Here is a 23,529-nt window from a genome sequence, read left to right as displayed (position 1 = left end):
AGGTATATATAATGAAAATCAAATATATAAAAGTAATTCTTATATACTATAATAGTTTTAAAAAATAGTATAAAAATATAATTAGAATACTGCAGCACCAGTCATCATCTTATAGATTGAAGGATAAATGAGGCAGAGCTGCAGCAGGATTTTGAGACCGGAAAATAAAAAGCGCCCCGGCCATTTGGCCGGGGCGCTTCAGGTATAAAGCAGGTATAGCGTCAGTTTTTAAAGTACGTTCATGCCCTGCTTATACTTACCAGAGTCTGATTCTGTCTTCCGGCTTTTTGTAGAGCTTGTCGTCCGGCGTCACATTAAAGGCTTTGTACCAGGCATCCATGTTCACAGGCGCGCCGATGGTGCGGTACTGGCCCGGTGAGTGTGGGTCAGTTACGATCTGCTGTGCGGCGCTTTCCGGCAAAATGTTGGTACGCCATACTTGTGCCCACGCCAGGAAGAAGCGCTGATCTGGTGTAAAACCGTCAATCTTTTCATTCGATTGGCCCTGTTCTGTCATTTTAAAGGCCTCATAGGCAGCATTCAGGCCACCCAGGTCGCCGATGTTTTCGCCCAAAGTAAGCTTGCCGTTTACGTGTATGGTATCGAGCACAGTATAGGCATCGTATTGTTGCTGCAGCGCTTCGGCTTTCTCCTTAAAGCGGGCGCGGTCTTCTTCTGTCCACCAGTTGCGCAGTGTGCCGTCTTTGTCATACTGACTGCCGGAATCATCGAAGCCGTGGGAGATTTCGTGCCCGATAACAGCGCCAATGCCGCCATAATTCACCGCATCATCCGCATTCGGATCAAAGAATGGAAACTGCAGGATACCGGCCGGGAACACAATTTCGTTCATCACCGGGTTGTAATAAGCATTAACGGTGGGCGTGGTCATGCCCCAGCGGGTTCTGTCTACGGGTTTGCCCAGCTGGCTTACCATGTCGTTGTAAGCCCAGGTATCAGCGTTTTTCACGTTCTGGAAGAAGGATTTGCGGCTGATATCGAGTCCTTCATAGTTTTTCCAGTTGTCCGGGTAGGCTACTTTAGGCGTAAAGGCATGCAGTTTGGCCAGGGCTTTCTCCTTGGTTTCAGCGCTCATCCAGTCCAGGTTTTTGATGCGGATCTCGTAGGCCTTCACCAGGTTGCTGATCATGTCCTGCATACGGGCTTTCGCCTCCGGCTTAAAATACTCCTTCACGTACAGCTGGCCCAGCAGTTCGCCAATGCTTCCGTCTGTTAAAGACGACATTTTCTGCCAGCGCGGCGTTGGCACTTTCTGCCCCGACAAAGCCTGGGTATAAGCAAAATTGGCATCTACAAAGGGCTTGCTTAAGTATGGGGCAGAGGCTTTCAATACGTTCCACTGCAGATACGTCTGCCAGTCAGACACGGGTACGCTGGCCACCAGGCTGTTCAGTTCCTTAAAGAATTTCGGGTTGTTGACCAACACCGTGTCCTCGCCCGTAACCTTCATCTTAGCCATCAGCGGCTTCCAGTTGATGTTCGGTGTGGTCTTGCTCAGATCAGCGACAGCAAACTTGTTGTAGGTTTTGTAGGGGTCGCGCATTTCTACGCGGCTCATCTGCGCTTCGGCCAGTTGCTTCTCCAGGTTGAAGATAGTTTCGGCATTTTTCTGCGCTTTGGCCTTTGGCACACCCGTCAGCGTGAACAGGGTAGTAATGTAGGTTTTATAAGCGTCCTGAATTTTCTGCGTGCGGGCATCATCTTTCAGATAATAGTCGCGGTCGGGGAGGGTTGTGCCGCCCTGGCTTAGCTGGGGCACCATGTTCGTTACATCTTTGCGATCCTGGCCTACATAAAAACCGAACATCGGCGAGCTGAAACCTACGGTTCTGAGGTAAGCTGCTTCGTTGAGTACATCCTGTGGCTTTTTAACCGCACCTGCTCTTTTCAAGTCTGCTTTGATGGGTGTAAAACCGAGTTTGTCGATGGCATTGCTGTCCATGGCGGCAGCGTAGAAGTCACCTACCCGTTTTTCGATGGAGCCCGGCGCTGCGTTCTTGTTGTTAGCAGCTGCTGTCAGGAGAGACTTTACAGCATTAATGTTGAAATCACGAAGCTCGTTGAAGCTGCCCCAGCGTGTTTCTTTGGCCGGCACGGGGTTGTTTTTTACCCAGTTGCCATTGGCATATTCGTAAAAATTGTCTCCGGGATCTACCGACAGGTCCATGTTTGCCTTGTCGATAAAAGGCTTATTCTTTGTACTTCCGGCATCATATTGTGCGGATTGTGCGGACGCATCAACGGCACATAAAGAGCCGGCTCCAAAGAGGAGTAATGTCAGATAATTTTTCCAGTTCGAAACCGGCTTGTTCGCGTGCTGCTTGGTCATAGGTTTGTTAAGCGTTATTAATCAAATAAAGTATAAGGAGTTAAAGCAAATATTAAGCCTCGTATAAAAGAAGATTAAATATCTTTTTTTACGTATAAATCATTTATTTCAAAACTGTTAAGTGAAATCAGCAACTGCTGAAGTATAATGATAATTTGAGCGCATTACTTAAATATGTACTTTGCGCCATTTAAGAGAGGGTATCATCCAATAAAATTAATTCTTTTGTTAAATACCCGCACAGCAATTTATTACCAGGGAACAATTTATACATAAAATCAGCCAGAAAAATACAGAGCCGCATTTACTGCAGGCCAGGCTCCCCGATTTGTAAAAGCAAATGGTGCCGGAAAGCAAGGTTATTTAAATGCGAAACAAAGCTAATATTTTTATTGTTACAACATTAAATTGCTTGTGCATGCCTAACAAACAAAAGCATGAAATCGTTTGCCCGGGCATTTTTTTACTTAAGGAACAGGCCGTTTACCTGTCCCAAGGCGCCGGATTTTAAGATTTAATTTGCGGGAGCGACAAAGGATTTAACAATAAGAAAACAGGGCAGGTTACAACCAAGCCGGAATACATAATTAAATTTAGGCACCAATAAGGGCTTAATCTACTGCGAAGAGTAAGCTTACAGAACAATGATTAAAACGAAGAAAGATATTATATTAGAAGCAGCGCTTAACCTGTTTGCCGAAAACGGCTATACTGCTACGCCTACGAGTTTGATAGCAAAAAAAGCAGGTGTTTCGGAGGGGCTTATTTTTAAACATTATATCAGTAAAGAAAACCTGCTGGACATTGTAGTGAAGACTGGTTACCGGCGCGTGATGGAAACGAGCAAAGGGCTGGTGCTGGAAGATGATCCCCAAAAACTTATCGCCAATGTGCTTGATATGCCCCTGATATTGGTAGAGGAAGACAGGGCTTTCTGGCGCATGCAGTTTAAACTGGCGAATGAGGAAATAGCACAGAAGCACCACATGCGTTACGCGCAATCTATCATGAAAAACCTGGTAGAGGCGTTCACAAAGTTAGGCTATCAGGAGCCGGAACTGGAGGCTGAGTTTCTGCTGCTGACGGTGGAAGGCTTGTGGCGGCTCTTTTCGATGGAGGGAGATAAAGATAAATTTATAAAGCTGTTAAGTCTTATCAAATCCAAGTACGAGGTAGTTTAGGTTGTACTTTCAAAATATTAAGCCACTCCTGGGTTAATAATATAAAGTATAAATATTTGATGTATAGATTCCCGTGCTGTTCCGAAGCTAAACAGGAACATGGGGCTATATGCGCTTATACTGTGCATCAACAAACATATTACCCGGCTGCCGTTTTTATCTGCCTTACTCTTTTGCACGCTTTCTAAGCACTTTTCTGGTACTTTTTGCCTCTCAGAGATAAGGTTATGGGCTCTTATACCTTCATAATGTGCCAGGTTTGCATATGGAAGGAGGTATGAGCTATGGTTTATACTTTATACTTTCATTAATCATACTTGCAGCAAAATATGCTAAATGCAGGAGAATGATATGTTTGTACATTTGATAAGCAGCATCTAAGACAGATTAGAATCTTTAAGCAATACTAATGTGTTGCTTCGCCTGCCCTGAACGTTTGTTGAGAGGTTTTTTTGTGTCTGATAAATCTGTACAGCAAAGGTCGTTCGTATGTATAATTAGAATTTAACTATTTAACAGTACGACCTTATCAGAAAACATGAAAACAAACTTGATAAAATTCCAGATGCTAGGTGCAAACGGAAAGCAGAAAACGAAAGATGGATGGCACCGTGTAGTGCAAGTGCTGGCAATGGCATGTATCGTTACCATGATATCGGCTTGCAACAATGATGATGAAATTGATATAGAGCCCAATGGGCCACAGCCGGAATGGGGGCCAAACATTGAGCCGCAGATGCTGGCTGTGATTGAGAAACTGGACAGCCTGGTTGGCCAGCCGCCTTTATACGAGCGCACTGCAGAAGAAGCGCGTATGGCGCCTACTCCGAAAGATGCTGTGCTGGCAGTTATGGAAGACAATGGCATTCCCATGCCTCCTTCTAAAGTTGACACTACCGGTCAGGAAATTGCCGTAGAAGGCGGCACCATTCATGTGCGCATCTATACTCCTAAAAATGCCACTGCGCCTTATCCGGGCATTGTGTACTACCACGGCGGCGGCTGGGTAATCGCGAGCATTGATGCCTATGATGCCTCAGCCCGTGCTTTAAGTGAAAAAACAGGAGCTGTGGTCGTATCTGTAGGATACCGTCAGGCACCGGAGTACAAATTTCCTACCGCTCACAACGACTCTTTTGCAGCTTATAAATGGGTGCTTAGCAATGCTTCCTCTCTTAATATAGATGGTACGCGCGTGGCTGTGGCCGGCGAGAGCGCAGGCGGTAATTTGGCTGCTGCCATGTGTCTGATGGCCCGCGACCAGAACGTGCAGATGCCGGTGCATCAGCTGCTGGTTTACCCTATCGCAGGCTATGACTTTAACACACCATCTTACATCAAGTATGCCAAGGCGCATCCCCTAAGCAAGTCGCTGATGCAATGGTTCTTCGATAAGTACCTGCGTTCTCCTGAAGATGGAGATAACCCGCTGATTTCGCTCGTGCAGGCAACAGATTTGGCGAGCCTTCCACCGGCAACAGTCATCAACGCCCAGCTTGACCCGCTGCAGAGCGAGGGACAGGAATATGCTGATCACCTGGAGGCGGCAGGCGTGGCCGTTACAGCGCAGGTGTATGAAGGCGTAACGCATGAGTTTTTTGGCATGGCCACCGTGGTGCCTGAAGCCAAAGAAGCGCAGGAACTGGCTGCCAGAGAACTGAAAGAGGCCTTTGAAAAATAAGCCCGACAGGCAGTAAATAAATCCGATAGTACGGGCTTACACAAGTATAAACCGCCATCCTGATAACTCCCGGGATGGCGGTTTATACTTGTAATCTAACGAAGTAAGGTGTTGCTTTATCGGCACATAAATCTGGTATTTTATTAGGAAATACCTCTTCTTAGGCTATGGCGCAGTGTTGAACGGGTTGGCGGCGCTGTATAGTTTATACCTGTTGTATGCAGCAGCAACCACCTGAAATGCTTATATTAGCCTGACTATCCTAATCAAGTGAAATAAACCTGCATAAAGAAAATGAAAGCAAGCGGTGATTTCTGCATCAGCACCAAGGGGCGCCGCATTGTTATCATCGGCAACGGCATTGCAGGCGTTACGTGCGCGCGCCACCTGCGCAAACGCGACAGCGCCGCCCATATCACCATCATCTCCGGCGAAACAGAATACTTTTTCTCCCGCACCGCGCTCATGTACATTTACATGGGCCACCTGAAGTATAAACATACCCAACCTTACGAAGACTGGTTCTGGCAGAAGAACCGCCTCAACCTGGTGCATGATTGGGTAACGGGTATAGATTTTGAGCAGAAAGAGCTGCAACTACAACAGCAGGCTCCGTTAAAGTATGACATCCTGGTGCTGGCGCTGGGATCTAAACCGAATATGTTCGGCTGGCCGGGGCAAAACCTGAAAGGGGTACAGGGTTTATACAGCTACCAGGACCTCGAAAGTATGGAAGCTGCCACGCAAACCTGCGGGCGTGCTGTGGTGGTAGGTGGCGGTCTGATAGGTATAGAAATGGCCGAGATGCTGCGCAGCCGCCAGATTGAGGTTACGTTTCTGGTGCGTGAGGCTAACTTTTGGGGCAACGTGCTGCCCGAAGAAGAAGCGCAACTCGTCAGCCGCCATATCCGCGAGCACCACATCGACCTGCGCCTGAACACCGAGCTGAAGGAAATTCTGGATGACGGCAACGGGCATGTGCGGGGCATAGTAACGGGTGCCGGAGAAGAAATTGCCTGCCAGTTTGTGGGCCTGGCAGTTGGTGTAAGTCCAAACACCGGCTTACTGAAAGACACACCGCTGGAAACGAACCGTGGTATTCTGGTAGATGAATTTTTTGCAACCAGCATCCGAAATGTATTCGCTATTGGTGATTGTGTGGAGTACCGCAACCCGCCGCCGCTGCGCAAACCCGTAGAGCAGGTGTGGTACACGGGCCGTATGCACGGCGAAACGCTGGCGCACAACCTGGCACATTTTCCTGTAGCATACCAGCCGGGGCCGTGGTTTAACTCCGCCAAGTTCCTCGATATTGAATACCAGACCTACGGTATAGTGCCGGCTAAGTGGGAAGAGCCGCTGGAATCGTTTTACTGGGAGCACGAAAGCGGCAAAGTTGCTTTCCGGGCGGTGTTTGACGGGCGAAGCAAAAAGCTGCAGGGTATAAACGCGCTGGGGATGCGCCTGCGCCATGACTTCTTTGACCGGGTATTGCGTGAAGGCGGCACGGTAGAAGAAGTGCTGAAGCAGCTGCACCGCGCCAACTTCGACACGGAGTTTTATGATAAACACCACCACGCCATACTAAAGGCCTATAACCAGCAATTTGGCACTAATTTGCAACCGGAGAAGGAAAAGAAAACACTGCTGTCGGTCTTTGGTTTATAAACTGCACCATGAAAAATATACAAAAACTCGGGCTTGGCATTTTTCTAGCAGCGCTGGTGCTCTTTAACCTGTTGCTTTTTCTGGGCCAGTTCCGCCTATCAGAGCAGCAGTTACAGGAGGTGGTAAAGCCGGAACAATTTCAGATACTGAAAACAGAACTGGCGCCCATACTGGATAAAACCTACACTTCCAGCTTTGCTTTTGTCAGTAATTTTAAAAAGTACTTTGATGCTTATAACGAGGCGCAACAGGCAAACTGGCAGTCTGGCGGTGTCGTAATCTGGGACGATTATACTTTTGCGCTTACCAAAATCGCCAGCCAGGGCTTTGTAGAAGATAACCGGCTGCTGCTGCTCCTGCTCACCATTGTGCTGGGCGCAGCGGGAGCGCTGCTAAACATCCTGCCCAAGTATAAAGACGAGCCTGCCGGTATCAAGAACAACGGTGTCATGTTCTCGTCCAACAAATCGAGGGGTATTATCGGCATCATCATCGGGGCCTACCTGATTGTGTTGTACGTGCTGATTTACTGGTTTCCGGCCTACATCGTAAACTGGACGCTGCTCGTAGATCCGCTAAGCTATGCACTTTCGGGCGGCCCGGCCAGTCAGTGGTTTCTCTACGGCACCATTTATACCTTAGCCATTCTGGTGATGGGTGTTAGGATGTTCCGGAAGTACCGCGGCAACAAATACCAGACACTGCGCACCGCATCCGTCATGTTTTTCCAGCTCAGTTTTGCCTTTATACTGCCCGAAATCCTGGTGCTGCTCAACAAACCCTGGTACGACTTCAAAAACATCTGGCCACTGGATTATGATTTCTTTTTTGACTACAACGTGGCCAGTATGCTCAGCAGCGGCGCCATCGGCATGTTTATGTTTGTGTGGGGCATTTTGCTGATAATTATAGGTGTGCCGCTGATGACCTACTTTTACGGCAAGCGCTGGTATTGCAGTTGGGTGTGCGGCTGCGGCGGCCTGGCCGAAACCGCCGGCGACCCTTACCGCCATCTATCTGATAAGTCCCTGAAAGCCTGGAATGTGGAGCGCATCATGGTTTATAGTGTGCTGGTGATTATTGTGCTGATTACGCTTCTGACCATTGTCAATTACTTCATGAATTTTGGTCTGCTGGGCCAGGCCACGGGCGTGCTGCACCAGTGGTATGGCTTTCTGATAGGCGCTGCTTTTGCCGGTGTGGTGGGCGTGGGCTTTTACCCGCTGATGGGCAACCGCGTGTGGTGCCGCTTTGGTTGCCCGCTGGCCGCATACCTGGGCATTGTGCAGCGCTTTAAATCCAGGTTCCGGATTACGACCAACGGCGGACAATGTATTTCCTGCGGCAACTGCTCCACTTATTGCGAAATGGGTATTGATGTGCGCTGGTATGCGCAGCGCGGCCAGAATGTGGTGCGCGCATCGTGCGTGGGCTGTGGCATATGCGCTTCGGTTTGCCCCAGAGGTGTGCTGAAACTGGAGAATGGCCCGGAACAGGGCCGCATCACCGATATCCCGTTCCTGACTGGGAATGAATCCATCGAAGTTTTATCCTGACGGACTGAAGTAAGTAAAAGGGCATAAGTATAAGCAAGAATAAAGTCTTGCTTATACTTATGGTGATCAGGCTTTTATACTCTCCTGATCAGGTGCTGAAAATGTGTTGTTTATTCAGTTTACAGCAGCATCAAAAAAGACCAGTCGCAAGTATAAACGAGCCGTGGTTTAACAAAAATCCCCTGCCGCATGCCGGCGGCAGGGGATGGAAGTATAAAGCTGATGCTGTAGCTTATAAGGACTCGTTGTGCTGGGTTAAGTCAAGGCCTGTATGTTCCTCATCCGCAGACACGCGCAGGGGCGTAATCAGGTTGGTGAGCATAAGTAGCAGCCAGGAACCCGCAAAAGCAAAAACCGAAACGCCCACCAAAGTAACCAGGTGAATCAGGAATAACTTTGTTTCGCCGAAAATCAGGCCGTTACCAGTGGTGTTGGCCGGGTTTACGGCCTGGCTGGCAAATACGCCTGTCAGCAGCATTCCTACGATACCGCCGACACCATGGCAGGGGAAAACATCCAGCGTATCATCCAGGGTGGTTTTGGTGCGCCACTCCACTACCAGGTTGCTGATAACGGCAGCAATAAAGCCAATGGCAAGCGCGTGCGGGATGGTCACAAAGCCTGCCGCGGGTGTAATGGCCACCAATCCTACCACTGCACCAATACAGGTACCCATAGCAGAAGGCTTGCGGCCTTTCAGTGCATCAAAAAATATCCAGGCCAGCGCAGCTGAAGCAGAAGCAGCCATTGTAGTGCCCAGCGCTACCACGGCAAGCGGACTTGCACCCATGGCCGAACCGGCGTTAAACCCGAACCAGCCGAACCAAAGCAAACCTGTACCCAGCAGCACATACGTAATGCGGGCAGGATTATGCGTAGTATCGGAGCGCCTTTTCAGGAAAATAGCAGAGGCTAGGGCCGCCCATCCTGCTGACATGTGCACGACAGTGCCGCCGGCAAAGTCCAGCACACCAAAGTTGAACAGGAGGCCGTCGGGGTGCCAGGTGGCGTGTGCCAGCGGCGCATAAATAAAGGTAAAGAACAGCACGATGAACAACACATAGGATGTGAAGCGGATGCGCTCCGCAAAGGCGCCCGTAATAAGGGCTGGGGTGATGATGGCGAACTTGAGCTGGAACATGGCAAACAGCAGCAACGGAATAGTAGGGGCCAGGGGCCAGGGTTTGCTCTCAATGACGCCATGCATCATAAAGTAAGTAAGCGGGTTACCAATCAGGCCGCCAATGGAGTCGCCAAAAGCAAGGCTGAAACCATACACGACCCAGATTACGGCCAGCAGTGCCATACAGATGTAACTTTGCAGCATGGTGGAAATAACGTTCTTCTTCTTCACCATACCTCCATAAAAGAAGGCGAGGCCGGGTGTCATGATCAGTACCAGGGCAGTAGCCGTCAGCATCCAGGCAGTATCTGCAGCGCTGATGGGGCTATTGTCTGTAGCGGCCGGAACAGAAGGGAAAACAAAAGTAGCAGCAACAACAACCAGTAGCAGCAGAAAAGGCACCCTGGACAGGTACCGGCCTCCGGGCGGCGCAATAGTATGAGGCACTTCTGTTGTCGCTCCTGGAGCGGCAAATTCCGTTTCCCGGATTGTTGGCGCCGGTCCGGGCGAGGCAAATGCCTGTTTCGTTTCGTCTGTGTAGCTCATAAGTTTTAGTATTAATGTTAATACATGTTTTCAGGTAATACTTTCAATATCCATATTGTTATTATAAAGACAATGTTATTGATAAATATTCAATAAAAAAATAGTTTTAATGTATTTATGATATTTTTTTATGTAAATGATTGAATTATATGAAAAGAAGCATGAACGGAGCAGGGAAATAGAACCGGCATAAAAAATCCCCAGCCACTTTTAAGCAGCAGGGGATTTCTGAAGTATGATTAAAGTATATTTTAGTAATCTGTGCGCTCCAGTGCGGCCACGCCAGGCAGTGTTTTACCTTCCATGTATTCCAGCAGTGCGCCGCCACCCGTTGATACATAGGATACTTTGTCGGCATAGCCCATCTGGTTTACAGCAGCAGCAGAGTCGCCGCCGCCTATCAGCGAGTAAGCGCCCAGGCGGGTGGCATCTACCACAGCATCGGCAATCGCTTCGGTGCCCACCGAGAAGTTAGACATCTCAAACACGCCCATTGGCCCGTTCCAGAGTATGGTTTTAGAACTGCGGATAACGTCTGCGTACGTTTCACGGGCATCAGGACCGATGTCCAGGCCCATCCACAATGGTTTGATGTGGTAGCTCAGGCAAATGTCTACATTGGCGTCGTTGCTGAACTCATCGGCAATCACCGAGTCAACAGGTATCATCATGGTTACGCCTTTTTCGCGGGCCATGGCAATCAGGCGGGCCGCCAGATCCACTTTGTCTTCTTCTACCAGCGAGGCGCCGATGTTGCCGCCATCAGCTTTTATAAAGGTATAAGACATGCCACCGCCAATCAGCAGGTAGTCTACTTTGTCAAGCAATTTTTCTATGATCAGGATTTTATCAGATATTTTAGCGCCGCCCATAATCGCGGTATAAGGACGCTCCGCGTTGTCGAGAACGCGGCGGGCGTTTTCCAGTTCGGCCTGCATTACGTAACCCATTACTTTATCATTAGGGAAGTAGCGCGCAATCACGGCAGTGGAGGCATGCTCACGGTGGGCGGTGCCGAAAGCATCGTTCACGTATACATCGCCCAGGCTGGCCAGCTCTCTGGCAAATTCAGGGTCGCCTTTTTCCTCGCCCTTGTGGAAGCGCAGGTTCTCGAGCAGCAGGATATCGCGTGGTTTCAGGTCTTTGGCAATGGCGGCTGCTTCAGGGCCGATGCAGTCGGAGGCAAAACGTACCACGGTATCAAACTCATCAGACAGGTGATCTACCAGGTGCCTGAGCGAGTAGCGCTCCTCCGGCCCGTTTTTGGGGCGGCCCAGGTGCGACATCAGGATAACGGAGCCGCCGTCGCCCAGAATTTTACGGATAGTGGGCACCACCGCCCGGATGCGGGTATCGTCTGTGATGCGGTTATGCTCGTCGAGCGGCACGTTGAAGTCCACGCGCACCAATGCTTTTTTGCCGGCAAAGTTATACTGGTCGATAGTTTTCATCTGGTAGAATTAATTATTGTTTTTGTTGTTACTATTGGTTTTTCGTGATTCGCAGGATTTTTGTTGCTGTTTTGCAAGTATAAGCAAATATCGCATAACAGGTATAAGTTGCATCTGGTATAAAGAGAATACTCTGGGCAGCCTGGCGCAGACACCCGCAGGAGCCGTGCCTACTGTGAGGCCTTTCTATAATTCCGGCTTTACCGCCCTAATACTTCAGCGCTATGCTCGTTAGCTTAAAACGCTCGTTTCAGCCAATAATCTAAGAAGGGGAACCTACCCCACCCAGCCGTTCTGTACAAGTTGCATAGTATAAATAGCAGCTACCGGAAATGATTCCAGTCCCTGGGTTGAGCGCCTGGGGGTAGGGGCCCTCGATTGGTGTGTTCCGGTGCCCGAAGGGCAGCGCTCCAGCGCAGGTTCACGCCACAGCTCTCAACCCAGGGACGAGGCCTCCCGGCCTTGAGGACGCCAAAACCAAAAATGAAACAAACTGCTTGTAAAACTGAGGATGAAAAGCAGCTACAAAGTATAGCAGAAGGTATAAACTATGCTTCAACCACTACCACCTGAACCTTAACCTTTTTAAACTAACACAGCGCCTGACTTTAAGCGCTTAACTTTATCCCTCTATTTATTATCTTTGCGGAGATGAGAGTAGGAATAATTTTCGGTGGGCCATCGCGTGAGCGTGAAATTTCGTTTGCAGGCGGCCGTACAGTTTACGATAACCTGGACAAAGCTTTGTTTGAGGCGGTTCCGGTATTTGCCGACAGCCTCGGCAACTTTATACTGCTGGACTGGCAATACATTTACAAAGGCACCATCCGCGATTTTTACCCGCCGGTGGAGGCGCTGCCCGAAACAGAGCACGGCCTGCAGATATACCTGGAGTCGCTGGGCGAGCTGAGTATAGCCGAGCAGGACGCGATTATTGCCAAAGCAGGCAGGCGGCTGCAGCCCAACGAGTTCCGGAACCACTTCGACTTTGCATTTCTGGCGCTGCACGGCCCTTATGGCGAAGATGGAAGCATCCAGGGGCTGCTGGAGTGGTATCATATTCCGTATTCCGGCTCGGGCATCCTGCCGTCAGCAGTTGGTATCGACAAGGCGGCGCAGAAGGAAATGCTTAAACAGCACGGTTTCCCGACACCCGATTACCGGACCATACAATACAACGACTGGTCGGACCTGGCGAAGCGCGAAAGTATTTTCAGGCAGCTGGTGGCTGACTTAGACCTGCCGCTGGTACTAAAGGCGCCGCACCAGGGTTCATCTATCGGCGTTTCCATCATCAAAGAAAACAATTTTGCCGCTTTTGAGGCAGGGGTGGAGCGCAGCTTTTTCACCAAAACTATCTATAAAAGCCAGTGGCTGGCGCAGAGCGAAGAAAAGCAGGTAGCCGGCATGAAGCAACTGGTGGATATCCGCGAAGGCATCGGCATGCCCGTGTTGCTGCAGAACGGCACCATCATTTATCATCCCGAGGAACTACTCAACCACATCAGGCATACTTTCAACAGCACTGCCACCGACGCTATTACGCTCACCAACATAGAGCACGAGCAGCAGGTGCTGGTAGAGGCGTTTATACAGGGTAGAGAGTTTTCGTGCATTGTGGTGCAGGAAGAAAATGGCAGGGCGCTGGCTTTGCCGCCAACCGAAATCGTGAAAGGCAGCGAAGTGTTCGACTACCGCTCCAAATACCTGCCCGGCCTGAGCCGTAAAATCACGCCCATTAACCTGCCGACGGAAGATATCCAGCGCATCAGAGAAGCGTGCAGCAAACTGTTTAAGGCTTTTGGCTTTAACGTGTACGCCCGTTTGGATGGCTTTTTTACCGAGAATGGTGAGATTTTCCTGAATGATCCGAATACCACGTCCGGCATGTTGCCCTCGTCGTTCTTCTTCCACCAGGCGGCCGAAATCGGGCTGAATCCATCTCAATTCCTGACTTACATCATCCGCACTTCCGTAGCCGAACGCCTCAAATCGGGCAAAGATACCGTAAAGCTGGCGCGGCTGCTGCAACAGCTGGATACAGCCATCAAGGATCAGCAGGCACACCGCCACGACAAGATTCGCGTAGGCGTGATTATGGGCGGTTATTCTTCGGAGCGCCATATTTCGGTAGAGAGCGGACGCAATATTTACGAGAAACTTTCGTCATCAGTAAAGTATGAGCCGTTGCCTATTTTCCTGACGGGCAGCAACGAGGAGCACCGCCTGTACACCATTCCGGTGAACATTATGCTGAAGGACAACGCTGACGACATCAAAGAAAAAATACTGCACTTTGCGCACGGTGGCCAACCGCACCCGGTGCTGGCGCAAATCATGCAGGAGGCCGAAGGCATTACCCGAAAGTATACGGGGCAGGTGCTGCAGGAGCCGCAACGCATTACGTACAGCCAACTCAAAAACCTGGTAGACGCGGTGTTTATCGCCTTGCATGGCCGGCCAGGCGAAGATGGCGCTTTGCAGCAGGAACTGGAGAAACTGCACATTCCGTACAACGGCTCTGGTATCCGATCCTCGCAGATCACCATCAACAAGTATGAAACCAATGAATTGCTGGCCAAACATGGCGTTTCAGTAGCCAAGCATAAGATGGCTTTAAAAGAAGACTGGCTGCAGGACAAAGAGGCATTCTACCAAAGTATAGAAGTTAGCTTCGCGTATCCGTTCATTGCTAAGCCCGCAGACGATGGCTGTAGTTCGGCCGTTAAAAAGATAAAGAACCGCCGCGAACTGGAAGCGTTTACGACGCTGATGTTCCGCGAGATGGAGGAACTGGACACCGAATGCGCACGCACGCTGTCGCTCGGCTTCAAAGAGGAATTTCCGAACAAAGCCGGTTTCCTGGTAGAGGAGCTTATCTCCAAAAACGGGGCGAAGCACTTTCTGGAAATTACGGGTGGCCTGCTTACGAAATACAGCCCGGACGGCACCGTGGATTACGAAGTGTTTGAAGCATCTGAAGCGCTGGCGGAAGGGGAAGTGCTGTCGCTGGAGGAAAAGTTTCTGGCAGGCGAAGGGCAGAACATCACACCGGCCCGTTACGCTGCTGATCCGAAACTCCGCCAGAAAATTTCGAATAAAGTGAAGGAAGACCTCAGGCGCGTGGCCCAGATCCTCAACATCGAAGGCTATGCACGCATCGATGCCTTTGTGCGGGTGTACGAAAACAACGAAGTGGAGACAATCATCATCGAAGTAAACTCGTTACCTGGCATGACACCGGCTACCTGCATTTTTCACCAGACGGCCATCAACGGGTACAAACCGTACGAGTTTATCAACCGCATCCTGCAGTTCGGCATCGAGCGCACCCGGATGAAGAATATGGAGTAAGTTAGAAAGTTAAAGAGTAAGAGAATTAGAAAGTTGAAATGAGGAGAAGAAGTAGGATAGAAGAGTCTTGTGTCTTTTGTCCTGCGTCTTTTGGCTTATAAAAATACACCCATGTTCAGAGCAAGATCATTTTTAGATGTTATCAAGCATCTGCTTATTATGGCCGTTATTGTGGCGGCGCTTATCATCGGCTTCTTTTATTGGTACCTGCCGTCTACCACCAACCACGGCGAAACCATTGCCGTGCCCAAGATTGCGGGTATGCAGCTGCCGGAAGCCGAAGAGCTGTTAGAAGAACAGAACCTGCGCTACTACATCAACGACTCCAGCTATAACTCCAATCTGAAACCGTACACCATCCTGACACAGGACCCGGCAGCGGGATCGAAGGTGAAGGAGAACCGCAAAATCTACATCTCGGTGAACATGAAAAACCCGCCGATGATAAAGATGCCGAAGCTAATCGATGGGTCGGTGCGTAATGCGGAGCTCATCCTGAAAAGCTATGATCTGAAAAAAGGCAAAATTACGCTGGTGCCCGACCTGCAGCAAAACGCTGTATTAAAGCAGTTTGTGAACGGAAAAGAAGTGAAACCCGGCGAATTGATACCCAAAGGCTCTGTAGTAGACCTGCACGTGGGCGACGGCTTGGGCAACACCGAGTTTGAGGTGCCGGAAGTGATAGGTATGCCGGTAGATGAAGCATCGGTGCTGCTGGTAGGGCAGGGGCTGCAAATCGGTACGATTATTTATGTGCCCGGCAGCGAAGAGCCGGAAGGCACCGTGGTAAAACAACGCCCCTTTGCCGATGTAGGCGCTAAAATACGCGTGGGTGAGCTAGTAGACCTCTGGGTATCCGGCGAAGAGCCTGTACAGGGAATAGAATAAGTATAAAATCAATCAGGCGCCTGTCAGCAATGGCGGGCGCTTCCGTTATAGGTAAGCAGGAGCTACTGGTAGACCCCAGAAAGTTAACCTGCATCAGGTTTTGAACTTGCGTGAGTACCAAGTATAAATACCAGGTGCGCAAGCTGAAAATTTGCGGTCGTAATAGGATATATTGCAGAAGAAGCTAACCCAATGCTGGAGAGGGAAATTTTACTTGTGTTGAGAATTCTTATTCCTTGGAATTGAGTTAGGTAATCTGCATTGATCGTAGCAGTAACTCCGCCTAATTCAGCGATAAGGAAGCAGGCGGGTGGCTTTATTTACATAAGACGAAGTATAAATCACGGAAAGAAACATGAAAAAGCTGGCGCTTATATTAGTTATACTTCTCAGCGGGGCAGCGGCCAGGGCGCAGGCGGTGCTGCAGCCCTTGCAACAGGACGCACGCCAGCCACACACAAATATTGTACAAAAGCGCCAGGCTGCCGCGGCAGCTTTGTCTCTGCCTTTTTTTGATGATTTTGCCGGTGCTACCGTTAAGCCCGACCCGGATCTATGGCAGCAAAATGGCGGCGTATACATCAACAGCCGTTATGCTTTTGCACCTGTTACCAAAAATGTAGCCTCTTTTGACGGGCTGGACGACTTCGGGCAACCGTATGCCCCCGGCTCAGTGGCAGCCGGTCCTTCTGATACCCTTACCTCTAAACCTATACGGCTCGATGACTTCTCTCCTTCCGATTCGGTATACCTGAGCTTTTACTGGCAATCGGGCGGACTGGGCGACGTGCCCGATAAAACGGTAGCTAACCTGGTGTATTTACAGCTGGAGTTTAAAGATGATGCAGGCAAATGGCTGCCGGTCTGGCAGCAGGCGGGCATCGGCGAAACATCGGATTTTGTGCAGGTGTTTGTCGGCTTAAAGGATAAAAAGTTTTTCCATGACAGCTTTCAGTTCCGCTTTCGCAGCGTGGGCGTACGCAATGGGCTGGCTGACGTCTGGAATGTGGATTATGTGGAGCTGGACGACAACCGGCACAAAGGCCGCAACACCACCCGCGACATTGCCATCAGCGAGGGCATAAGCCGCCTGCTGGAACATTACACGGCCATGCCGTACAGGCAGTTTCTGAAAAATCCGGATGAGCAATTGGCAGAAGAGGTGCGGGCCACGGTCAATAACCTGGGCGGTTTGCCCGGCGCCATCAGCTGGCGCGGCTACATCCGGCAGCTGCACAAAACGGCTGCAGATACCTTCCTGCGTGCCGAAGCGCTGGTGCCGGCCGGAGCACGCCAGTATGCTGTTACCGGCACGCCGCGTGTTGAAAAACTTAACATGCCTAAGTCGCCGTTTACGCTGGTGCATGGCGTGGTGCTGGAAACAAAAGAGCAGAATGCCCGGCAACGCGCCAACGACAGCACCGCACGGGAGACAGATTTTGCCGATTATTTTGCTTACGACGATGGCACGGCCGAAGCGGGGTTCAGCTTTCCGGGTACCGGCAATACGCAGGTCGCGCAACGTTTCGATTTAAATCTTGCTGACCAGGTGAAAGGCTTCCGGGTATACTTTCCGCGGGTAAACCAGGATCTGAGCAAAACAGGCCTCGCTTTTAAAGTATGGGCAGATGAGGATGGTATGCCGGGCGAGGTGCTGTACCAGCAGAGTTTCCCGATTCAGTATAGCGATTCGCTGAATGCCTTTTACGAGATCACCCTGAATGAGCCTGTGGCCGTGAGCGGCAGTTTTTACGTGGGCTGGTCGCAGCCGGGTAACCTGTACGTCAACATCGGCTTCGACCGGAACGAAGTTGCTACCGGCCGTCGTTTTCTTTTTACAGGTTATAACAACTGGCAGCCGGACACCGTGCTGGCGGGCGCCATTATGTTGCGGCCTGTTATGGCCGGCGAAGAGGCACTGGGCATTGAGGAAGATCTGGAAGCAGCCCGCATTAAAGTATACCCCAATCCCTCCTCCGGCAACGTATACATCGATGGCGAATACCAAAGCCTGGTGCTGTACGACATAACAGGAAGACAGCTATACCGCCATACATACAACGGCAGCGCAGCGTCCCTGCAACTGGGCAGCCTGCCGGCCGGACTTTATACCCTGCGCATCACAACCAAAAAAGCGACTATATCCAAAAAACTAATCTTAACCAAACCATGATTACAGCAGCAGACATCACCGTAGAAGAATTGAAAGAGCGCCTGAGCAAGGGCGAAACACCCGTGATTATAGATGTTCGGGAAGACTGGGAATACCAGGAAAGTAATATTGCAGGCGCAAAAAATATCCCCCTGGGCACACTCCCGCAACGTCTCAACGACCTGGAAGACCTGAAAGAGCAGGAAGTGATTGTACAGTGCCGCTCCGGCAACCGCTCCGCCAGCGCCAAAGCGTTTCTGCAGCAGCAGGGCTTTACGAATGTGCGTAACCTGCTGGGCGGCATGCTGGCTTATCAGGGCTAAGTATAGCGTTAAAGTATAAACCGGTTAATTCCGGCATCAGGAATAAAAAGGTGATTAATAAGAATGCAAGAGGCAGAAAGTGCTTTTACTTTGCCTGTTGCTTCTGAAAATATGTGTCGGCATCAGGCAATCTGCCCTGCAGGCGTTCAGCAAATTACAAAAATAAAAAGGCTGACCTTTAAGGTCAGCCTTTTTAAGCTCTGAGAATTTATACCTGAAATTACAACAAGCTGTCAACGTGTGCTACAAAGTACTCATGCGCTTCTTGTGCACTCAGGATATGGCCTTGCTTCTGAGCACTGTCAGCAAGATCAAAACCTAACTGCGCGGCTGCCAAACGCTGTGTTGGTGTACCGTGGTGGCCTGGGCTCTCAAATCCACAATCGCCGATCTGGAAGTATAGTATAAAGAACTCCTCTACACGCTTCTGGTTATAGGTAGCGCCACGCTTGTGCGTCATAAAATAAGCTGCCATAAAGTCTGCTTCAAGCTCTGTGTAGCGGGTTGCCGCAGAAGGATCACTTGCAGCTCCGTTAGGGTACCATTCTGCAGTATGGTTAAATTGCACCTGGTGGGCCCATTCGTGCGCCAGCACCCCCGTCCAAACAATATCAGTTGCTATGCCGGATTCAGAAACCATTTGTACCAGGCCATCACCTATTACGATCAAATTGTTGCCAGCGGCAAAACCATCAAGTGAAAAATAAGGAGATTCAGGAAGGTTAGGAGACATTGCATTAAGCGCTAACAATTCATCCGCGATAGCATAAGCATCTGCCCTGGAATTTACGCCAACCCCGAATGCTTCGAAAATGTCGGCAAGTTTTTCGCGATCATTCAAAGTCGCATTGTGCTGCCCGTTAACGCGGATTTCATCAGGCATGTTCCAGAATTTTTCCAGTTCACGCTGTCGCTTTACTACTAATTGTGTGTATTCACCATCGGCGCCAAAATACTGCTTCGACCTGTCCAGGTAGTAAGGATAGATGAAATTCAGTTGCGTATACAGGCTGTAGTTACCTATTGCTATCGGATCAGCAACCAGGAGCCTGGCATATTTGTTTTGCACTGCTACGAACTCAGTAGGACCGCATGTGCTGGGTTCCACCGCTTCACCCACAAGTACGTTTCTTAAGTTCTCACTGAGTGGGGTAAGATCTGCAGGCAATCTGAGCGCATACTTTTCTTGCATTGCCTGTCTTGATGAGGGAGCCACCACTGCGTTCTGCGATTTTGAAATGGAGTCCATTTTAATTTCTTCCATTTCATTTTCACAGGAAACTGTTAAGAAGCCCAATCCAAGGCACAGCAAAGCGAATTTTGATCTTTTCATTTAGTATTTATTAAGTTTAGTTTTTGCAGCGTAGAAAATTTAAAAGTTATAATCATTATTTAAATATATAACATAATTTATTAATTCCGGTATCTAATAAGATTATACTTTATCGCACTACAAGCATATCCTATTAAGAACAGTTCAAGTCTGTTTTAGGATCTTTCAAAAAAAATACTATTTTAGGTTGTAACAGGCAGAGCCTCAGCCATAAAGATTTTTTTACTTTCCGGGATAAGCTTTGTGGTTGAAGAAGTATGGTAACCTGAAAAAGCAGGAGGGACAGTTTGCCGCTTGACAAAGCTGGCGGTTGAACAGCAATATCAATAAAAAGCCTTACTGGTTCTGATGGATTATACCTCCTAAACCTGAAGCAAGTGTTGGCCACAGGTAGTTAAGCAAGTATAGATCTCTGCTGGCACCCTCTACTCAATGATAAAAGGAGAAGGGCTGAAGCATAATATCAAAATCACAAAAGCCAGTATGCCGAGTACGCGGCGGGTAGGCGTTAGCGAACGTTCATCGGGGCAGGAGGGGTGGAAAAGTCCCATCACACGCGAAAGCAGCAATCCAAACACCAGCCAGCCGGTATAGCCATCCGCTTCCGGAAAAAGAAAAGCGATAATTACCTGTATGGCCAGCACCACGCCTGCCATGTACAGGCTATACTTCAGCAGCGGTGTGGCCGGTTGCAGCACAAACATCAGGTACAACACATAAAAAGGCCAGACCCAGATATAAGCTTCCACCTCCGGAAAGATAGTGGCGAAACTGTATTGCAGCAGCAGCATGGCTGCCATTGCGCCCAGTCCGTAGCGTTTACTCCCCAGCAACTTCCAGTAGGCCCAATAGGCGAAGGGGGCCAGCAGTACCAGCAAATCCTCGGACCAGAGCGGCTCGTGGTACGGCGATATTATGCCCAGTCCGGCGTATAATATAAAGCAGGCAAAAAAGACAGGCGAGAGGCGGTTGAACTTGTTATACCCCAGCAGGCCATACAGCACATGGCCGCCGTCCAGCTGGCCAATCGGGAGCAGGTTGAGCGCCGTGAAGAACAGCGCCAGAAAGCCGGCAAACACAACCGGGTAATGTATGATTTCATAGTGGTTGGGCACCAGGGCCGGGTCTGCAACAAAACGCTCGAAGAATATGAACAGCAGGTTGGTGCCCAGGGCAAAGTTGCCGAAGCCGTTGTCGTATACATGTTTGGCATAGTCCAGCCCGTATTGCTGGTACTCGGGGTGCACCGAAAACACATATTCGGGCGGCGGCAGGTGCGTAAAAGCATAAAACAGCAGCGGAATAGCTACTACAAAGCCTGCCAGCGGCCCCGCAATGCCGATATCGAAGAATTGCTGCCGTGCAAAAATCGGGCTCTTGATGCGGATAAAAGCGCCCATGGTGCCGATAGAAGAGGTGATGCCGAACCATAGCGGAATGTAGTAGGGCAGCGTTACGTTGGCGCGGTGGTACCTGGCCGTAAAATAATGCCCGAACTCATGCACCGTCAGCACGCCCAGAAAAGGCAGCGCAAAGTATAAGCCGGCCAGCAACTCACTTTCTGATAAAGTACCGTTCCAGTCGAAGCCATGGCGGCCCAGGAAGAAAAGCTTGCCTGTTTGCCACTCTGCTCCCGCAACAGTGGTAGTTGCGAGCGTAAGGCAGAACAGCAGCAGGTGCAAGCCGTACGCGCGCTGTTGCTTCTTAATCCGCATCCGCAAAAACCGTATTGATGATGAGCGGCGCCTGCAGGTGCAGCGTTTGCAATCCTACTTTGCGGGCGCTTTCGATGTGCTGGATGCTGTCGTCGATAAACAGTGTTTCTTCCTTTTTCAGGTCGTGTTGCTGTAGTATCATTTCAAACACGGCTGCATCAGGTTTGCGTTTGCCGATCAGGTGCGAGTAATAGGTCTGGTCGAACAGCGCGTCGAGACTGGGAATGGTAAAGCTGTGCGCCACCATCTCGTTGAAGCGTTGCAGGTGGATGGCGTTGGTGTTGCTCAGCAGAAAAAGGCGGTATTTATTGCCCAGTTCCAGCAGCAGGTCGATGCGCTCTTTCGGGATGCCGATCAGCATGGCATTCCAGGCAGCATCAATTTCCGCGTCTGTGGCTGTGATGTGGTATGTTTCGCGCAGGTCATTGCGGAAAGCGGCCGGCGAACTGACGCCCGTTTCAAACAGGTCGAACAGATGGGCCTGCTCCTGCTGGTTAAAGGCTATGTTGCAGCTTGTTAGGCAAAGTTGCTGCAGCGCCGCTATCGTTTTGTTGTAATCTATGTTGATGATAACCCCGCCAAGGTCGAAGATGATATTTTTGATTTGTGATAGATCCACGCAAAAATTATTCTTTTCTGTTTGAAATATTGAATGCAAATATGTAAAATTGCACTCCCAAATCAAAGAAAGCACCTTTCTTTCAAGGGAACGGGCCTATAGCTCATTCGGTTAGAGCAACTGACTCATAATCAGTAGGTGCCTGGTTCGATTCCAGGTGGGCCCACGTTGATAATCAAGCACTTACGAGATAAAACTTGTAGGTGCTTTTTTATTTGCAAACAATTTGAGAAACAAAGGGATAGTTACTTTCATTTGGTTTGAGCCAAAAAACGAAAGGGAGTAAGGCAAGTCTTATCCCACCTATATTAAAACCAAGGATTCTTATTCTGGAAGGATATGTATTTACCACCCATGATAAATAGACTTTTTCTTGAGTGTTAGAGTTTCTTTATCCACGTTGTTCATTAATTCATCGGCTAAATTTATTTGTGGATCATACCAATCTGCTTTTTCTTCTGCCCATTTAACCCAAGCCTCATGAGCTTCTGCGTGATTAGTTTTTAACGTAGAATCAGATTTCATATCCGCAATGTACTCCCGCAAAATTTTAACTTCTTTCCAGCGCTTAGCATCTTGTAATAAATTTTTAAAACCTGCAAGTTCTTTCTCCTGGCGTGCCTCAAGTTCTCTTTGAATCCGTTCCCTTTCCTGGCGTTCTTCCTCTTCTTTTTGCCATCTTATTTTCTGCTCTTTTTTCTCTTTGCCTTTCTGTTCTAGGTAGTATACTATTTCCCCTAAACGATCTTCCAATAATAACTTCCCATCTTTCCATTCTCTTCGGGGATATTCATCTAAATGAAAGATTAAGATACCGCTTGGAGTATTTATTGTTCTATCCCAGCTACCTTCTTTTACTATATTTCGGATCGTCTTTTCTCTGAGTCTTAATTCAAATTTCTCATTTTTGATAAAAGCATAGGTAGTATGATATTCAACTATTAAATCATGTCCCCGTGCTTTTAATAGTTTTATGAAGGCATCCATAAACCTCAGAGCTCTTGAGGCATTCTTTGGTGTAACCTTAATGCTAATATATTCGGAACCGGACCAGGCCAAACCATCGTGTAAATACTTTGGCTTCTCTAGCTTATCTTTCACTGCAACAATCAGAGGGTCTGGATTAACTAGTTTTGCAGAAACCTTGATTAATTTTTCAGCGCCAGTATCACATCCTTCGGGCAGAGTAGGTAAGGACTTTGCTCTCTTCTCTATTACTTTGGGCTCAATTACTACTTCTAACGGACCTGAATAATTTGCCGGTAAAATAGCTTCCGGAATAGGCTTACCTGCCCTGAGTTTAGACCAATATCCCGAACCTGGTAAAGGAACAGACAAATTATCACAGATCTTTTTGAATTCTGGATAGGGTATTTGGAATTGAGCTGCAAGTTTGGTGGCGGGCTCTTTCCAAACCATTGTAAAAAGTTCTTCCCGTTTTATCGTTTCAGATAGCTTGTCGTCGGTTTCCATGCCTTATTAAATGTCTTTATAGTTGCTTAGATGCGATCAAGGGGCAATGCAATAATATTTTAAAATCAATATAAAATAAGCTTTTCTATTTGGTTATATTTGGCAACAGATGGTGC

15 protein-coding genes and 1 tRNA gene are annotated in these 23,529 nt (G+C 49.1%); 9 read left to right on the top strand and 7 right to left on the bottom strand.

The window, feature by feature from the left end; translation table 11 throughout:
• Positions 1-256: 256 nt before the first annotated feature.
• Positions 257-2,350, bottom strand: coding sequence for a M13 family metallopeptidase (locus I2I11_RS13160; protein ID WP_196268183.1), 2,094 nt, complete (start codon positions 2,348-2,350; stop codon positions 257-259).
• A gap of 644 nt (positions 2,351-2,994) precedes the next feature.
• Here I2I11_RS13160 and I2I11_RS13155 point away from each other — a divergent pair.
• From I2I11_RS13155 to I2I11_RS13140, 4 genes are all read left to right on the top strand, one after another.
• Positions 2,995-3,531 carry a TetR/AcrR family transcriptional regulator gene (locus I2I11_RS13155; protein WP_196268182.1) on the top strand — a complete coding sequence of 179 codons (537 nt, stop codon included), beginning with the start codon at positions 2,995-2,997 and terminating at the stop codon, positions 3,529-3,531.
• Between the two features lie 538 nt (positions 3,532-4,069).
• Entirely contained in the window at positions 4,070-5,212 is a 1,143-nt protein-coding gene (locus I2I11_RS13150) for an alpha/beta hydrolase (RefSeq protein ID WP_230680260.1), read from the top strand.
• Positions 5,213-5,506: 294 nt separating this feature from the next.
• Complete coding sequence (locus I2I11_RS13145) at positions 5,507-6,880, top strand: NAD(P)/FAD-dependent oxidoreductase (protein ID WP_196268181.1); 1,374 nt, start codon at positions 5,507-5,509, stop codon at positions 6,878-6,880.
• Between the two features lie 8 nt (positions 6,881-6,888).
• Entirely contained in the window at positions 6,889-8,436 is a 1,548-nt protein-coding gene (locus tag I2I11_RS13140) for a 4Fe-4S binding protein (RefSeq protein WP_196268180.1), read from the top strand.
• Between the two features lie 232 nt (positions 8,437-8,668).
• Here I2I11_RS13140 and I2I11_RS13135 read toward each other — a convergent pair whose 3' ends face one another.
• Entirely contained in the window at positions 8,669-10,105 is a 1,437-nt protein-coding gene (locus I2I11_RS13135) for an ammonium transporter (RefSeq protein ID WP_196268179.1), read from the bottom strand.
• Between the two features lie 251 nt (positions 10,106-10,356).
• Positions 10,357-11,556, bottom strand: a complete 1,200-nt coding sequence (locus I2I11_RS13130; RefSeq protein ID WP_196268178.1) for a phosphoglycerate kinase — start codon at positions 11,554-11,556, stop codon at positions 10,357-10,359.
• Between the two features lie 651 nt (positions 11,557-12,207).
• On the opposite strand from I2I11_RS13130, the gene I2I11_RS13125 reads away from it, so the two are divergent.
• The 4 genes from I2I11_RS13125 to I2I11_RS13110 all read left to right on the top strand — a co-directional run bounded on the left by I2I11_RS13125 (position 12,208) and on the right by I2I11_RS13110 (position 18,273).
• The gene (locus tag I2I11_RS13125; RefSeq protein ID WP_196268177.1) at positions 12,208-14,910 is read left to right on the top strand and encodes a D-alanine--D-alanine ligase family protein; all 2,703 of its coding nucleotides are present in this window, start codon (positions 12,208-12,210) and stop codon (positions 14,908-14,910) included.
• Between the two features lie 111 nt (positions 14,911-15,021).
• Complete coding sequence (locus I2I11_RS13120; RefSeq protein WP_196268176.1) at positions 15,022-15,798, top strand: PASTA domain-containing protein; 777 nt, start codon at positions 15,022-15,024, stop codon at positions 15,796-15,798.
• A gap of 355 nt (positions 15,799-16,153) precedes the next feature.
• On the top strand, positions 16,154-17,971 hold the full coding sequence (locus I2I11_RS13115; protein ID WP_196268175.1) for a T9SS type A sorting domain-containing protein: 1,818 nt from the start codon (positions 16,154-16,156) through the stop codon (positions 17,969-17,971).
• On the top strand, positions 17,968-18,273 hold the full coding sequence (locus I2I11_RS13110) for a rhodanese-like domain-containing protein (protein WP_196268174.1): 306 nt from the start codon (positions 17,968-17,970) through the stop codon (positions 18,271-18,273). The genes I2I11_RS13115 and I2I11_RS13110 overlap by 4 nt, the downstream gene beginning before the upstream one ends.
• Before the next feature lie 220 nt (positions 18,274-18,493).
• Here the strand turns inward: I2I11_RS13110 and I2I11_RS13105 are convergent, their stop codons facing one another.
• The 3 genes from I2I11_RS13105 to I2I11_RS13095 form a co-directional block, all read right to left on the bottom strand.
• A complete protein-coding gene (locus tag I2I11_RS13105) occupies positions 18,494-19,606 on the bottom strand; it encodes a neutral zinc metallopeptidase (protein WP_196268173.1) in 1,113 nt (370 codons plus the stop codon).
• Positions 19,607-20,031: 425 nt separating this feature from the next.
• On the bottom strand, positions 20,032-21,321 hold the full coding sequence (locus I2I11_RS13100; protein WP_196268172.1) for a site-2 protease family protein: 1,290 nt from the start codon (positions 21,319-21,321) through the stop codon (positions 20,032-20,034).
• Positions 21,311-21,940 (bottom strand): HAD family hydrolase, encoded by a 630-nt coding sequence (locus I2I11_RS13095; RefSeq protein WP_196268171.1) that lies wholly within the window; start codon positions 21,938-21,940, stop codon positions 21,311-21,313. The genes I2I11_RS13100 and I2I11_RS13095 overlap by 11 nt, the downstream gene beginning before the upstream one ends.
• Positions 21,941-22,032: 92 nt before the next feature.
• Between I2I11_RS13095 and I2I11_RS13090 the strand changes: the two genes are divergently transcribed.
• Positions 22,033-22,106: transfer RNA gene (locus tag I2I11_RS13090), tRNA-Ile, on the top strand.
• A gap of 179 nt (positions 22,107-22,285) precedes the next feature.
• Here the strand turns inward: I2I11_RS13090 and I2I11_RS13085 are convergent.
• Positions 22,286-23,413, bottom strand: a complete 1,128-nt coding sequence (locus I2I11_RS13085; RefSeq protein WP_196268170.1) for a hypothetical protein — start codon at positions 23,411-23,413, stop codon at positions 22,286-22,288.
• Positions 23,414-23,529: the final 116 nt, after the last annotated feature.

Origin of the sequence: Pontibacter rufus, assembly GCF_015694705.1 — a bacterium.
In the GTDB taxonomy this organism is placed as follows: domain Bacteria; phylum Bacteroidota; class Bacteroidia; order Cytophagales; family Hymenobacteraceae; genus Pontibacter; species Pontibacter rufus.
This window is presented reverse-complemented; position numbering and strand designations above follow the sequence as displayed.